Source organism: Vreelandella songnenensis (assembly GCF_003002925.1).
GTDB lineage: Bacteria > Pseudomonadota > Gammaproteobacteria > Pseudomonadales > Halomonadaceae > Vreelandella > Vreelandella songnenensis.
Genome location: NZ_PVTK01000008.1, coordinates 92,095 through 105,050, shown reverse-complemented (window position 1 = coordinate 105,050; position 12,956 = coordinate 92,095). Strand labels below are relative to the sequence as shown.

Here is a 12,956-nt window from a genome sequence, read left to right as displayed (position 1 = left end):
TGCCAAGACTTCCCCGCGTCTGGGGGCTGGTGAAGACTGGCCGTCATTGCAACGGCGGCATCAATGATTCATTGGACAACTACCTTTAAAGAATAGGGAAACGTGTGGCGTGCTGGATTACCTTAGCGAGGGATGGTTGAACGTGTCAAATACGGTTCTTACCCCCGGCTTGGTTAAATTTCATCGCAAGCCCGGCAGGGTTCGCCCTGCTCTGCCATAGTGAAAGATCACCCCGTAACCGTACTCAAGGAGAAGAGAACATGACCCATACTGCACGCGTGGAACCCGTCAGCGAAGACCAGGAAGATGCCATCATCGTGCTCGCATGGCGCGTCGTGGATGTGACCGACCCAGACGCCCCGCAGGAAATTTCGCGCCACGACAGTGAACCCGAAGCCATCGAGGCGGCGCGGCTCTTCGAGGCCGAGACCTCAAATGAGCCGGGGTCCGATCCGGACGATACTCAGGATTATGATGCCTCGCAAAGGGATGTGGGCAAACGTGTCGAATAGTTTTTAAACCGTTTTGGCAATAAAAAGGGCATAGCGCTGTTGAAGCACTATGCCCTTCTCACATTCATGTAAGGCTGCTTAATCCATTACATTGATGCTTGGCGACTCACCGCCCACCTGGCGATAGTGTTCGGCATTCACCAGTTCGACAAACTGCTTGCCGTTTTTCACGTGGCGAACATGAATCTCGCTGCCCTTGGTATAACGGTGGCCGATATTGATCGCGTAGGACTTGAACGCCCAACTGATAAAGCCGGTAAAGAACAGCGCGCTATCCAGGTCGCGCCATTTCACGCCCCGCACTCCCTTTTGCCAGGGGAAAACGCCTTCATAAAGCCATACACCAGCTTCATCGGTATAGAGCGTCGTGGTCCGCACATAGATGAGCTGATAGATAAAGCTTACCACCCCTGCCAGTAGCGCCACCCAGCTCAACCACGTTTGCTGTACCATCCCCGAAACAACAAGCCCGGCTAACCCGACCACAATACCCATTACAAGTGGCTTGAAGTAGGCCAGCCAGGAAAGCTTATAGATATTAGAACTATCGTTATCGTCTTGCATGCCCTTTCCTGTCTGCATTAGTTGTATCTTTATTATTTTACATTAATGCAAAGGGCTAAGTCCTGTTCGGAATGGCGATGATGTTAGTCTGCTTTCCACCATTGCAATATCTGCGGCTCAACCTGCCCCGAGGCCGGCAGTTGCCCACTTCGCGCAAACTCCGTCCATAGCCCACGCAGGCGCTGGCCGTGCTCAAGCAGGGTGGTTTCGTCCACGTGCTTTATCAGGTCGGCATACTGCCAGCTTTCGGGTTCGCCCAACAGCAGCGGCAGATCAATCGTGTGGGCGGCGCCAAACGGGTAGCGCCCCTTGCCCCAGTGCAACCGGTAAACGTAGGCGTTGCCGCCTGCGCGTGCATGGCGGCGGGCAAACCGAAGCGCATCGCGCTGATATACCCTTCGCGTAGTGGCGGCTACCATCGCCCGGCACGCAGGCTCTCCAACCAGTGGCAGTTGGCGAAGACGCATCAGGTTGGGCGACATCACTAGAAACAGCGCGGTTTCTTCGGCGGTGGTGCCAATGAAGACGTCAAAATTCGTCGCCACATGGCGCCAGGCAGCGTCTACGTCGTGCTCAGCGGGCAGTGGGTAATGGCCGTACTGAATGCCGAACGGCATGGTCGATCTCAGCCCGAAGCCTTGGGCGGCTTTCTCTACCTTTACCTGCGTGCGCAACACCTGACTCAGAGGCGCATCATCTTTCAGCGCGGCGGCCTTTTGGCCCATCTTGGCGTTCATCTTTGCTCGCCTGCGGCTGATGCCTAACGGGGCGCTCTGAATGATGGCCCGCCGAAATAGCCCTTGCGTGCCTTCGGCAATCATCAGGTGGGCCACCGCATCGCCCCCGGCGGAGTGCCCAAACAGGGTGACGTTGGCCGGGTCGCCGCCCATGGCGGCGATGTTGGTGTTGACCCAGCGCAGCGCCGAAACCATGTCGAGCAGGCCCAGGTTGGCGGGGCGGTTGGCGTAGCCGCCGAGAAATCCCAACAGGCCGAGCCGGTAGCTCACGGCCACCACGATCACGTCTTGCTCAAGTGCCAGCGGGCGCACGTCGAACACCGCAAGATCCGCCGCGCCAAACACGTAGGAGCCGCCGTGAATCCACACCATTACCGGGCGTGGCTTTGTGGCGGGGCTATCCGGAACGGTAACCGAGAGATGCAGTTCACCTTCGCAGTAGGCCGCTTCCTTAGGGGTAACGCCCAAGGCCGCATCCAGCTCGGGAATGGTGTTCTGTGGCAAGGCTGGCGACCATTCGGTGGCGTGAATGGGCACAGTGGCGGGCGGCTCATCTTCTGGAGCGCAAAAGCGCTTGGCGCGGGCGTAGCGGATACCCGTGGCGCGAATCACGCCGCGATCCCGCCAGCCGATGATTTCACCGGCGGGGGTAGTGAAGCGTGGAGCATCCTGCTCGGTAGGCTCTGCGTGGGGCATGGGGGTCCTTGAGGTTTGAAAATTATCGCTACTGGATAGCCTATACCGTCGCGGGCTAAAGCCGGCTCCTACAAAAACGTGTGGCAGCCATTTACGTTAGCCAGCACGCCCATCAAGGCACCAGCCACTGTCCGGCCCAGCCATCCGCTCGCTTGAACACCGCGCGGCGGTGCTGCTGGCCCAGGTGCAGCGCTTCTATCGTTTGAACCTCCAGCCACAGTACTGCGAAGGCGCGTTGGGCCGGGGTCTTGGTGTAGGCCAGTGAATCCGCAATTGGCTCGCCCGGGGCGGGGCCGCTGCTGTAAGCGGTGCGGGCGTGTTCGGGTATTCGCTGCCAGCGCGCGCTCACCTCATCACCGCTCAAGAGGGTGACGTTGGCCTCGATGCGTACTTGCAGCTTTTGCTTGGCGTCCCATATGTGCAGGCCTGCCACGGGATTGGCGCGCAGGGCGGCGATCTTGTCGGAGTGGATATCCGTGTAGGTGGCAAGCGTGGCGGCGTGCGGGTCGGCTTCGCGCAGCACGATGGTGCGAGCCTGAGGTTCGCCTTTTTCGCTGACGGTGGCCAAGGTAGGGTGGCGGGCCGGGCCGTGACGGTCGTTGACGCCTTGGGTCAGGCACGCCCAAAGGTGGTTGTAGAGCAGCGGCAGCGCTTCTGCCCAAGGGTGTTCGCTTCTCGACATGGGGTACCTTTGTAGAAAAATTAGGCGGGCTTCTCACTCGCGTGGGGGTATTTATAGCATGTGCTGGAATCGTTGCGGGCTGAAGCCGGCTCCTACGGTGTATTCAGACGGCAAGCACAGGGCCTAGATGCCCAGGCAGAAGTGAGTGGACGTGGCGGCACATCACTGCCTAGACTCAAAACTCCTTCCAAAGAGTACCCGGCCCATGCGCGTTTTTTCCAACCCGGTCGGTGCCGGCTCGTTGTGGTTCGATAACCTGGTGACCGCCGATGGCGTGCCGGTGGCTTACGACCCGCAGGCGCGGGCGTTCATTCCCATGCCGCCCTTCTGCGCCAACCGCGAGGTGATCGGCTGTAACTGGATTGCGCCCAAAGCGGGCGAGTTCTGCCGCGCCTGTGCGATGACCGCCCTGGCGCCGGACCCCGAGATTCCCGACGCCATTCCCAACTGGGCACTGACCGAAGCCGCCAAGCGCTGGGTGATCGATAACCTGGGCCGCTGGCACTGGTTCCGGCCGGAAGACCCAGGCGCGCCGCCCACCTTTCATATGCTGGCCGAAGGCGCCACGCCGGTGCCCATGGGCCATGTGGGCGGCGTGGTTACTATCAGCGTGGCGGAAGCCGACCCGGTGCTGAGCACCACCCGCCGCGAAGCGCTGGAAGAGCCCTATCGCACCATGATTGGCCATATGCGCCATGAAATCGCCCATATGCTGTGGTGGCGGCTAAGCCTGCGGGAAGATTTTCTCGATGCCTTTCGCGAGGCGTTTGACGATGAGCGTGCCGACTACACCGAGGCGCTTAAGCATCACTACCATGAAGGCCCGCCAGAGGACTGGCGCGCACACTATGTCTCGACCTACGCCTCGGCCCATCCGCATGAAGACTGGGCGGAAACCGTTTCGCATCTGCTGCACTTGACCGACATCACCGACAGTTTTGTGGCCTCAGGCATGGATTTGCCAGAGCTTCCGCGCGATCACAAATGGGACGCCTACGCCGAGCCGGATGCCGAGCGTTTGATCCATATTGCCACGGCGGTGGTAGCCGGGGTTAACAACGTCAACCGCTCCATGGGGCTTTCGGATGTGTACCCGTTTGTGCTGACGGAAGCGACGCTGCAAAAGCTGGTTTTTGTGCATGGCTGGCTGCGCCGGGGGGCGCTGGGGCTTTAAGTACTATATCTCAGGCCTGGCGGGTTCCTAGGCGCTGGGGCCGCCGCTCAAGATAAACGAGTGAAGCTCGATATCGGTGCGAAATTCCCAGCCCAGGCGCTTCCAGAAGCGCTTGCCGACCTCATTATCCACCAGCAGCATCAGGTGCGATTTTTGAATGCCCTCTTCTTTCAGCGCGTTCATGCAGCGGCTGACCAGCTCAGAGCCAATGCCCTGTTTACGGCACGCCGCCGCGACCGCCAGATGCTGCACAAAACCGCGATGGCCGTCATGCCCCGCCATGATGGTGCCCACCACTTTGCCCTGTTGCTCTGCCACGAAGCTCAAGCCGGGGTTTCGCTTCAGGTATTTATCGATACCTTCGCAGGAGTCCGCATCGCGTAGGCGCACGCCTTCCGTGCTCAGCCATAGCGCTACGGCGGCGTCATAATCTTCAATCGTCATGGGGCGGTAGTGCATGGCGGAATCTCGTTCGTGGCTGGTTACATACCTGCGTGCTTAAAAGCTGATACCCAGCCGCAGCGCTTGAAGGCCATCAAGTCTCACGCTGACGTTATCAGAAAAGACCGGATGCCCTTCGATACCCAAGTTCAGCGCGGCCTGCGAGCCACGGTAGGTCACGTTGATCGTCACCTCGGTCGAAGTACTCACCGGTGCCCACAGCCCGTATTCGACACTGTCTACCTTCACCGAAGAAAGGCCGCGGCTATCGAGTTCCTGCTGCACTTTCTGCTCTACGGCGTGGCCGTAGTAAACATAGATACCCGCATAGCCCAGCGCCAGCACCACGACCAATGACAATAGCTTACCCATGAACATCCTCACATTATCGCCGTTCATCCAACGGCTAGGCGTGATAATGCCAATGGCGAATCCAGTGCACAAGCAGAACCCGTGGCCGGTCACTCGGCGGGGGTCTTCGCCTGTTTCGATCATTGAGCGCCAGCACTACTTCGCTTGAAGGCAACAGCAGCACGCCTTTAATGGAGACTGGAAACATGGTTTACCTTCCCGTCAGTCAGTTGTCCCTGGTGGATATGGCACTGCACCAAGCCCGGCTCAGTTCCATTTGCCGCCACGGTCAGTTCGCCTTCGGCATTCCAGCCACCACTGTTACCACAGGTTTGCCAGCCGCCGGTGATGGATAGATGATTGGAAAGCAGCACCGGCATTTGATGATGTTTTGCCATAGCGGCCAGCAGCTCGGCATCCGCTTCATAACCCGCTTCGGATATCAGAGCACTGGCGATATACACCTCTGCCTGCTGAGCGGCCGCGGCCTTGATATGGGCAGGGTTGGCGAAATCGGCACAAACCGCCAGCGCGATGCGCGTATCGTTGACGGTAAATAGATAGTGCTGAGTACCCGGCGAGCAGTAGACGTCCTCGCCTTCGTGCAGGTACTGCTTGGCGTAAAACTCGCGCTCGCCACTGGGGAAGCAGATAACGGCACCGATGCGCGGTTTGTTACCTTCGTTGCCCAACGGGCAGCCAGCAATCACCACGATGTTGTGCTGGGCGGCAGCGCCAGAAAGTGTGTTGAATACGTCTGACGCCCTGGACATCGCAAGCTCTTCCAGTAGCGCAAGCTCGTAGCCGGTTAGTGAAAGCTCGGGAAAGACGACCACATCGGCGCCGTTTTTGGCCGCACGCTCTATATAGGCAAGGTGGGCTGCCAGATTTTCGCTGACGGCGCCTTTTACCACGGGGAGCTGCGCCAAGCCGATCGTGATACTGCTACTGTTCATTCCACCCTCGCTGTCATCTAACGTCTGGTCGGCCAGCGCCTCCAGAACCCGCGCACCATGAAGGGCTTTAACAGTGTGATGGCGGGATTGCTGGCGGCCGTGGCGCTGTCGATTGGTTTTGAGCATGTGTGGGTACCACTTACCGCCACGGCCAGCTAGCGGTACCCATTCGCAACGAGAAGAGATGCGGCAGATAAAAGCAGCTTACAGCTTTCTGCCCAGCCTCTTCTCGATCTGCTTTTTCTCCCACTCCGGCCCAAAAAAGTTCAGCACTTCAAAGGCACTCAGGCCGTGGCTGATAATTCCTATCCCCCACCCCATGGCGGGCCACCACGCCCACATATAGCCAGTTCCGCTCACAAGGTTAATGGCAAACAGCAGTGAGATAACCAACACGTAAGAAATATTTTCTAACGATCATTGTTGAATCCTTTCTGCTGTTCCAGAAATCATCATCGAAGCCGATAGCGCCCCAAACAACGTCACCAACACGACAGCGGCCTGACAGTTTTTTATTTTCAATAACCTGAGAACGCCCAAACTCGACTTCGGGCATCCGAAACATGTTAAATACAGAACAGCACGAGGGCTTTCGTACCGCCGCTTTCACGCATTTATGAGCCCTCAGTTCATTCCCAGCGAGCGCCCTTCGGCGATCTCGATGAATTTCTGAACCGCCGACAGCCCCGAGTCACGACGCCAGACGAGCATCAATGGTAACTTAAGATCAAGATCGCTGACACGATGACTAACCACCCCTTCGGGCGCACCGGCCATGGTCATGGCCGGCAAGATCGTGCAGCCCATGCCGGCCGCGACCAGGCAGAGCATGGTGGCGTTGTCGGTGCCCTCCTGAACCACATGCGGCGTGAAATCGGCTCGCTGAAAGGCGTGAATCAACTTGTCATGGTAGGTCGGCGTTGCGCTACGGTCGAACCAGATGAATTCTTCATTGTTCAGATCGCTCAGCTTTTGGGGCGGATGCCTTGCCAAGCGAGAAGTGGCGCTGGTCACGAGCACCAGATGATCCTCGTAGAGACAGTGGCTACATAGCGTCTCATCGTCGGGAGGAAAGAAAAGAATGCCGGCGTCCAGCTCTTCACGGCGTATTGCTTCCACTTGTGGCGCGGACAAGAGTGAATCGACTTTCAGCGACACTTCGGGATAGCGCTCACGGAAAGCGTTCAACAGCGCCGTGATCTGCGGTACCCAGAGATGCATGACGGTAACGCCTAAGTGCAACTGGCCCAGCTGCCCTTCCGAAATGCGCTGGGCGCTACGTTTGGCCTGTTCGAACTCACTCAACAGCTTTCGGGTATCGCGATAGAAAGCCTTTCCAGCCATCGTCAGGCGAACGCCGGTTCGCGAACGGTTCAACAGCGTTGTACCCACTTCTTCTTCCAACAACTGAAGCTGGCGTGTCAGAGCAGGCTGTGCCAACGGAATACGCTTGGCGGCAGCGGTAATCGATCCCTCTTCGACGACTATCTGAAAATAGTTCAAGCGCTTGAAGTCCATCTCGTCCTCTTTGGCATTCTACTTATTGACGATCAAACATCTAATTAAAGTATGCAAAAGCATTAAAAAAACGATTTTCTCTATATTAGCTAGCACTTCAAGATAAAGGTGTCATCCACAACAATGCGAATTCACCATGACACATTTCATCGATCCTGCGTTTTTCGAAAAGCATCACCTTGAACTGACTCACCTACGTCAGAAATTTCACCGCCATCCAGAGCTTGGCTTTCAAGAGCACGAAACGGCCAGACGTATTGCAAAAGAGCTGGAGCGCCTGGGTCTGCCCTTCGAAACGGGCATCGGCAAGACCGGTATTGTCGCAACGGTAACGGGCAGTCAGCCCGACAACGGCCACCGCATCGGTTTGCGCGCCGACATGGACGCACTACCCATCAAGGAGCTCAACCAGCACGACTACGTTTCCGAATCATCGGGGCGCATGCACGCGTGCGGCCATGACGGCCACACCACCATGCTGCTGGGCGCGGCGCGTTATCTGGCCGAGCATCGCGATTTCGCAGGCACGCTTTATCTCGTTTTTCAACCTGCCGAGGAAGGCCTAGGGGGTGGTAGGGAGATGGTCGAAGATGGCCTGTTCGAGCGCTTTCCCATGCAGGCCATCTATGCGCTTCACAACTGGCCAACGCTACCGGTCGGCCAGGTAGCAGTGCGCACGGGGCCGATCATGGCCGCCACCGACCGCCTCGATATCACCGTGCGCGGCAAAGGCGGACATGGGGGGGTGAACCCACATTTATCGATTGATCCGGTACGTACGGCGGCATCCTTGATCCAGAGCCTGCACTCGGTTGTCTCTCGGGAAATCAACCCGCTTTCCCCCGCCGCGTTGAGCCTTTGTGGCCTGCAAGGTGGCGATCTGGACGGCTTCGCCATCATTCCTGACGAGGTACGCATCAGCGGTACTGCGCGCAGCCTGGATGACGCGACACGTGGACAGCTCGAAAGCTCGGTGCAGCGGGTTTGTGAAGGCACCGCCGCGACCTACAACTGCGATATCGAGCTGAATTACCAGCGCATTTTCCCGGCCACCATCAATACCGCCGAGGAAACCCGGCATGTTGAACGGTGCGTTGTCGATACACTGGGCGAATCCGCCCTTATCCGAGACACCGACCCGAGTCTGGGCGGAGAAGATTTTGCCTTCATGTTGGAGAAGTGCCCCGGTGCTTATTTCTTTCTGGGCACTTCAAAGGATGGCAACGATTATCCGCTACACAACGCACGATATGACTTCAACGACGCCATCATCCCCACCGGCTGCCGGTTACTGGTCACCATTGGTTTAAGCGCTCTATCAACACCCGCCTGAACACTTTTCTTGATTACAACGCTAAAAAAAGAGGATGTCGCATGAACTATCACCCCCGCTTACCTGCCCGCTGGATGCTGATCTATTTCTCAATCTGTGCCTTGGCCATGGTGTGGCCAGGCGCACTGGTTGCCAATCGGATCGAGCCTTTCGTGCTGGGGCTGCCATTTTTCGTATTCTGGTACGTGGCATGGGTATTTGCGCTGTTCGTAGGGCTGGCGATTGCCTATCAGGGCGAGAAGAAAGAGGAGACGTATGATGAGTGAGCCTCTAATCATCACCTCTATCACTATTGCCTATCTGGCTATCGTTCTGCTCGTCGGCCTTCGGGCAAGGCATAACCAGAGTTCGTCACTGGAGGGCTATGTTGCTGGCGGCCGCCACATGGGTTTGCTGGTTCTCTTTTTCATCCTGGGGGCAGAAGTCTTTTCCGCTTTTGCCTTTCTGGGCGCCCCAGGATGGGCCTATAGCCGGGGTGCTCCTGCGTTATACATCATTGCCTATCTGACGTTGTCCGTGGTCGTCTGGTGGCTCATTGCCCCCTACATATCACGCCTTGGACGCTTGCATGGCTATCTGACTCAGGCAGAATTTCTGTCGGCCTGCTATCCGACCCGTAACAATTTTCTAGGACTTTTCATTGGGATCATCAGCGTACTTGCGATCATCCCTTACATGACCATCCAGATCGCGGGGGCTGGCCTGCTGTTCGAAGCGGCCACTTCGGGTACCATTCCCTTCTGGCTGGGCAGTCTTCTTGCCTGCGCCGTAGTCACGGCATACGTCTACGCTAGCGGCTTGCAAGGCATTGGCTGGACCAACCTTCTGCAGGGCATCATGATGGTCGCCGTAGCCTGGTTTCTGGGGCTGGCCACCGCCGACCAGCTTTTTGGCGGGGTCGGTGAGATGTTCCGTGAGCTTCAGCGTGAAGCCCCGGAATACCTGACGATGCCCGGCGCCAGCGGCATGGGCTGGGGGGCGTTTTCTACCGCTATTCTGGTCAGTGCGCTGGGCTGTGTGATGTGGCCACACATCTTCATGAAGTTCTACAGCGCCAAGAGCGAGCGAACGCTGAAGCGTGTCTTCGTTCTCTATCCGCTTTATAGCTATCTGCTGGTACCCCTGCTGATCATCGGCTTCGCCGGGGTATTGCTGATAGACACACCGCTCGATTCCGCCGACCGGGTTCTGCTCACCATCGTGGTCGAGATCGCGGATTTCCCGGCCTGGCTGGTGGGGCTCGCCCTTTCCGGTACGCTGGCGGCGGCGATGTCGACGGCGGCCAATCTCGCGCATACCTCGGCGACCATTCTGGTTCGCGATGTAGGACAGCATCTTCCTTCACTGCGTGGCATGTCGGATCAGAAGTCGCTCAAGTTGACCCGTTACGGCGTCGTGCTGCTTTCCTTTCTGGCTTACCTGCTGGCATTGGCCAATCCGGCCTCATTGGTAGCACTACTACTGGGCGCATACGGCATCGTTGTTCAGCTACTACCGATGCTGGTGGGCGCGCTTTTCTGGCGACGCGCCTCTAAGACAGGTGCCTTTGCAGGCTTGGCGGTGGGAGCCTTCATCACTCTGCTGCTTGAGTTCGGCATAAATGCCCCCTTTGGCTGGCATGCCGGGTTCTGCGGGCTGCTCGTTAATAGCATTGTGTTCATCGCGGCCAGCATGAGCACGGCCAGTACTTCACAACACTCACCTGCCCAAGCGTTGAGCGAGACAAGATAACTCGTTCTGCTTCACTCGAGGGCATCGTCGAGTCTCCGATACTCCACGGGCCGCTAGTGAACATCACTAGCGGCCCGTGGCACATCGCTTAACTCACTGCTTCTTCTTCCCGGCAACTGCGCACGCTTGCTGAAAGCTCGCGCACCAGGCCGTGCACGCGGGCAACGGCTTCATCGGCGGTGCTGGCCTGTTCGATGCAATCCACCAGCGCCGAGCCGACCACCACCGCGTCGCTGAAGCGGCCGATAGTCGCGGCCTGTTGCGGTGTGCGAATACCGAACCCTACGCCAATGGGAAGCTGAGTATGGCGTTTCAGGTCGGCGACCGCGCGCTCGATACTTTCCGGCGTGGCCGCACCCGCGCCGGTCACTCCTGCCACCGAGACGTAGTAGATAAACCCGGAGGCGTTGGCCAGCACCGTGGGCAGGCGCTTGGCGTCGGTGGTGGGCGTGGCCAGGCGGATGAAATCGATGCCGTGCCGGGTGGCGGGTTGGCAGAGTTCATCGTCGTGCTCTGGGGGAAGATCGACGACGATCAGGCCATCAACCCCGGCTTTAGCGGCGTCGGTCAGAAAGCGTTCGACGCCGTAGCAGAAGATGGGGTTGTAGTAGCCCATCAGCACGATGGGGGTGGTGGCGTTCTCTTCACGAAAGCGGCGCACCATTTCCAGCGTCTTGGCCTGGGTCTGGCCGCCTTCCAGCGCGCGCAGGGCGGCTTTCTGGATGGCGGGTCCGTCGGCCATGGGGTCACTGAACGGCATGCCCAGCTCGATGATGTCCACGCCCGCTTCGGGCAGCCCGTCGAGCAGGCGTTGCGAGGTTTCGGCGTCCGGGTCGCCGGCGGTCAGGTAACTCACCAGCGCCGGCCGATTCTGCGCCTGCAGCGCGGTAAAGCAGCGTTCGAGACGTTTGGTGCCGACAGTCGAGTTGGCTTGGTTCATTGAAACTTGTCTCCTAGATAGTGGGCAACGCTCATCATGTCCTTGTCGCCGCGCCCGCTCAGGTTGACGACCATCAGGTGCTCGCGGGGGAGTTTGGGCGCACGCTTGGCCACTTCGGCCAGGGCGTGGGCGGTTTCAAGCGCCGGAATGATGCCCTCCTGCTGGCAGCAGATCTGGAAGGCGTCGAGCGCTTCATCGTCAGTGGCCGAGACGTACTCGACGCGGCCCTGCTCGTGAAGCCAGGCGTGCTCGGGCCCGATGCCGGGGTAATCCAGCCCCGCAGAAACCGAGTGGGCGTCAACAATCTGGCCATCTTCGTTTTGCAGCAGGTACGTGCGGTTACCGTGGAGTACGCCGGGCGTGCCACCGTTCAAGCTGGCCGCGTGCAGGCCACTTTGCACGCCCTTGCCGCCCGCTTCCACGCCGATCATCTGCACGCTTTCATCGGCAAGGAACGGGTGGAAAAGTCCCATGGCGTTGGAGCCGCCGCCGATGCAGGCCACCAGCGAATCCGGCAGGCGCCCTTCTTTCTCTTGCATCTGGCGGCGGGTTTCATGGCCGATCACCGCCTGGAAGTCGCGCACCATGGCGGGGTACGGGTGTGGCCCTGCGACGGTGCCGATGATGTAGAAGGTGTCATCGATATTGGTGACCCAGTCGCGCAGCGCCTCGTTCATGGCGTCCTTCAGCGTGCCGGTGCCGGAGGTGACCGGAACCACTTCCGCGCCCAGCAGCTTCATGCGGAACACGTTGGGCTGCTGGCGCTCGATGTCGGTGGTGCCCATGTAGATCACACACTTCAACCCAAAGCGCGCCGCCACGGTGGCCGTAGCCACGCCATGCATGCCCGCGCCGGTTTCGGCAATGATGCGCTTCTTGCCCATCTGCCTGGCGAGCAGCACCTGCCCGATGCAGTTGTTGATCTTGTGCGCGCCGGTGTGATTGAGCTCTTCACGCTTTAAATAGATCTTCGCGCCACCGAAGTGCTCGGTCAGCCGCTCGGCGAAGTAGAGCGGACTGGGGCGCCCCACGTAGTCGTTCTGAAAGTAGGTCAGCTGACGCTGAAATTCCGGGTCATTCTTGGCCGCGGCGTACTCGTCCCGCAGCTCATTGATCAGCGGCATCAGCGTTTCCGCGACAAAACGGCCGCCGAAGCTACCAAACATGCCGTTGCCATCGGGCAGGCTTGTCGACAGGTTAAGGGGTTTATTCATCACGACCTCGAAAGCAATGGGTACGATTTCAATGCCTTCAAAGTAGCGCAGGCAGGCCGGGATAAAAATCGATAAGATGTCAGGCATCCGTGAGTTTTAATCAACTA

The 12,956-nt window shown here is 58.7% G+C and carries 16 protein-coding genes; 5 read left to right on the top strand and 11 right to left on the bottom strand.

Annotated elements, in window-relative coordinates; translation table 11 throughout:
• The first annotated feature begins 260 nt into the window (after positions 1-260).
• A complete protein-coding gene (locus tag B0H98_RS13385) occupies positions 261-512 on the top strand; it encodes a hypothetical protein (protein ID WP_106375566.1) in 252 nt (83 codons plus the stop codon).
• 78 nt (positions 513-590) lie between these two features.
• On the opposite strand, the gene B0H98_RS13380 is transcribed toward B0H98_RS13385, so the two are convergent.
• The 3 genes from B0H98_RS13380 to B0H98_RS13370 form a co-directional block, all read right to left on the bottom strand.
• Positions 591-1,076 (bottom strand): hypothetical protein, encoded by a 486-nt coding sequence (locus B0H98_RS13380; protein ID WP_208623619.1) that lies wholly within the window; start codon positions 1,074-1,076, stop codon positions 591-593.
• An 83-nt stretch (positions 1,077-1,159) separates the two neighbouring features.
• Positions 1,160-2,509, bottom strand: coding sequence for a carboxylesterase family protein (locus B0H98_RS13375; protein WP_106375564.1), 1,350 nt, complete (start codon positions 2,507-2,509; stop codon positions 1,160-1,162).
• A 112-nt stretch (positions 2,510-2,621) separates the two neighbouring features.
• Positions 2,622-3,191, bottom strand: coding sequence for a pyridoxamine 5'-phosphate oxidase family protein (locus B0H98_RS13370; RefSeq protein WP_106375563.1), 570 nt, complete (start codon positions 3,189-3,191; stop codon positions 2,622-2,624).
• 205 nt (positions 3,192-3,396) lie between these two features.
• Here B0H98_RS13370 and B0H98_RS13365 point away from each other — a divergent pair, with 205 nt between their 5' ends.
• Positions 3,397-4,365, top strand: a complete 969-nt coding sequence (locus B0H98_RS13365; protein WP_106375562.1) for a zinc-binding metallopeptidase family protein — start codon at positions 3,397-3,399, stop codon at positions 4,363-4,365.
• Positions 4,366-4,392: 27 nt separating this feature from the next.
• On the opposite strand, the gene B0H98_RS13360 is transcribed toward B0H98_RS13365, so the two are convergent.
• The 6 genes from B0H98_RS13360 to B0H98_RS13335 all read right to left on the bottom strand — a co-directional run bounded on the left by B0H98_RS13360 (position 4,393) and on the right by B0H98_RS13335 (position 7,631).
• Entirely contained in the window at positions 4,393-4,824 is a 432-nt protein-coding gene (locus B0H98_RS13360) for a GNAT family N-acetyltransferase (RefSeq protein ID WP_106375561.1), read from the bottom strand.
• Between the two features lie 39 nt (positions 4,825-4,863).
• Positions 4,864-5,178, bottom strand: coding sequence for a hypothetical protein (locus B0H98_RS13355; protein WP_106375560.1), 315 nt, complete (start codon positions 5,176-5,178; stop codon positions 4,864-4,866).
• A gap of 167 nt (positions 5,179-5,345) precedes the next feature.
• Complete coding sequence (locus tag B0H98_RS13345; RefSeq protein WP_244183161.1) at positions 5,346-6,239, bottom strand: carbon-nitrogen hydrolase family protein; 894 nt, start codon at positions 6,237-6,239, stop codon at positions 5,346-5,348.
• A gap of 78 nt (positions 6,240-6,317) precedes the next feature.
• A complete protein-coding gene (locus B0H98_RS13340; RefSeq protein WP_244183177.1) occupies positions 6,318-6,473 on the bottom strand; it encodes a 2TM domain-containing protein in 156 nt (51 codons plus the stop codon).
• Positions 6,474-6,477: 4 nt separating this feature from the next.
• On the bottom strand, positions 6,478-6,669 hold the full coding sequence (locus tag B0H98_RS17135) for a hypothetical protein (protein ID WP_208623618.1): 192 nt from the start codon (positions 6,667-6,669) through the stop codon (positions 6,478-6,480).
• Between the two features lie 68 nt (positions 6,670-6,737).
• Positions 6,738-7,631: a LysR family transcriptional regulator gene (locus B0H98_RS13335; RefSeq protein ID WP_106375559.1), complete on the bottom strand. Its 894-nt coding sequence runs from the start codon at positions 7,629-7,631 to the stop codon at positions 6,738-6,740.
• Between the two features lie 136 nt (positions 7,632-7,767).
• On the opposite strand from B0H98_RS13335, the gene B0H98_RS13330 reads away from it, so the two are divergent.
• Genes B0H98_RS13330 through B0H98_RS13320 form a run of 3 tightly spaced genes read left to right on the top strand, consistent with a single transcriptional unit; the run spans position 7,768 to position 10,695 of the window.
• Positions 7,768-8,964: a M20 aminoacylase family protein gene (locus B0H98_RS13330; protein ID WP_106375558.1), complete on the top strand. Its 1,197-nt coding sequence runs from the start codon at positions 7,768-7,770 to the stop codon at positions 8,962-8,964.
• Positions 8,965-9,005: 41 nt separating this feature from the next.
• Complete coding sequence (locus B0H98_RS13325; protein ID WP_106375557.1) at positions 9,006-9,230, top strand: DUF3311 domain-containing protein; 225 nt, start codon at positions 9,006-9,008, stop codon at positions 9,228-9,230.
• Positions 9,223-10,695 (top strand): sodium:solute symporter family protein, encoded by a 1,473-nt coding sequence (locus B0H98_RS13320; RefSeq protein WP_244183159.1) that lies wholly within the window; start codon positions 9,223-9,225, stop codon positions 10,693-10,695. Before B0H98_RS13325 ends, B0H98_RS13320 begins: the two co-directional genes overlap by 8 nt.
• A gap of 88 nt (positions 10,696-10,783) precedes the next feature.
• Here B0H98_RS13320 and trpA read toward each other — a convergent pair whose 3' ends face one another.
• Together trpA and trpB are read right to left on the bottom strand one after the other, a co-directional pair.
• Complete coding sequence (trpA, locus tag B0H98_RS13315; RefSeq protein ID WP_106375555.1) at positions 10,784-11,635, bottom strand: tryptophan synthase subunit alpha; 852 nt, start codon at positions 11,633-11,635, stop codon at positions 10,784-10,786.
• Complete coding sequence (gene trpB / locus B0H98_RS13310) at positions 11,632-12,849, bottom strand: tryptophan synthase subunit beta (protein WP_106375652.1); 1,218 nt, start codon at positions 12,847-12,849, stop codon at positions 11,632-11,634. Before trpB ends, trpA begins: the two co-directional genes overlap by 4 nt.
• Between the last annotated feature and the right edge of the window lie 107 nt (positions 12,850-12,956).

Coding starts and splice junctions, on each gene's coding strand:
- B0H98_RS13385 (WP_106375566.1), top strand. CDS start 261: ATGACCCATACTGCACGCGTGGAACCCGTCAGCGAAGACCAGGAAGAT.
- B0H98_RS13380 (WP_208623619.1), bottom strand. CDS start 1,076: ATGCAAGACGATAACGATAGTTCTAATATCTATAAGCTTTCCTGGCTG.
- B0H98_RS13375 (WP_106375564.1), bottom strand. CDS start 2,509: ATGCCCCACGCAGAGCCTACCGAGCAGGATGCTCCACGCTTCACTACC.
- B0H98_RS13370 (WP_106375563.1), bottom strand. CDS start 3,191: ATGTCGAGAAGCGAACACCCTTGGGCAGAAGCGCTGCCGCTGCTCTAC.
- B0H98_RS13365 (WP_106375562.1), top strand. CDS start 3,397: ATGCGCGTTTTTTCCAACCCGGTCGGTGCCGGCTCGTTGTGGTTCGAT.
- B0H98_RS13360 (WP_106375561.1), bottom strand. CDS start 4,824: ATGCACTACCGCCCCATGACGATTGAAGATTATGACGCCGCCGTAGCG.
- B0H98_RS13355 (WP_106375560.1), bottom strand. CDS start 5,178: ATGGGTAAGCTATTGTCATTGGTCGTGGTGCTGGCGCTGGGCTATGCG.
- B0H98_RS13345 (WP_244183161.1), bottom strand. CDS start 6,239: ATGCTCAAAACCAATCGACAGCGCCACGGCCGCCAGCAATCCCGCCAT.
- B0H98_RS17135 (WP_208623618.1), bottom strand. CDS start 6,669: ATGCCCGAAGTCGAGTTTGGGCGTTCTCAGGTTATTGAAAATAAAAAA.
- B0H98_RS13335 (WP_106375559.1), bottom strand. CDS start 7,631: ATGGACTTCAAGCGCTTGAACTATTTTCAGATAGTCGTCGAAGAGGGA.
- B0H98_RS13330 (WP_106375558.1), top strand. CDS start 7,768: ATGACACATTTCATCGATCCTGCGTTTTTCGAAAAGCATCACCTTGAA.
- B0H98_RS13325 (WP_106375557.1), top strand. CDS start 9,006: ATGAACTATCACCCCCGCTTACCTGCCCGCTGGATGCTGATCTATTTC.
- B0H98_RS13320 (WP_244183159.1), top strand. CDS start 9,223: ATGAGTGAGCCTCTAATCATCACCTCTATCACTATTGCCTATCTGGCT.
- trpA (WP_106375555.1), bottom strand. CDS start 11,635: ATGAACCAAGCCAACTCGACTGTCGGCACCAAACGTCTCGAACGCTGC.
- trpB (WP_106375652.1), bottom strand. CDS start 12,849: ATGAATAAACCCCTTAACCTGTCGACAAGCCTGCCCGATGGCAACGGC.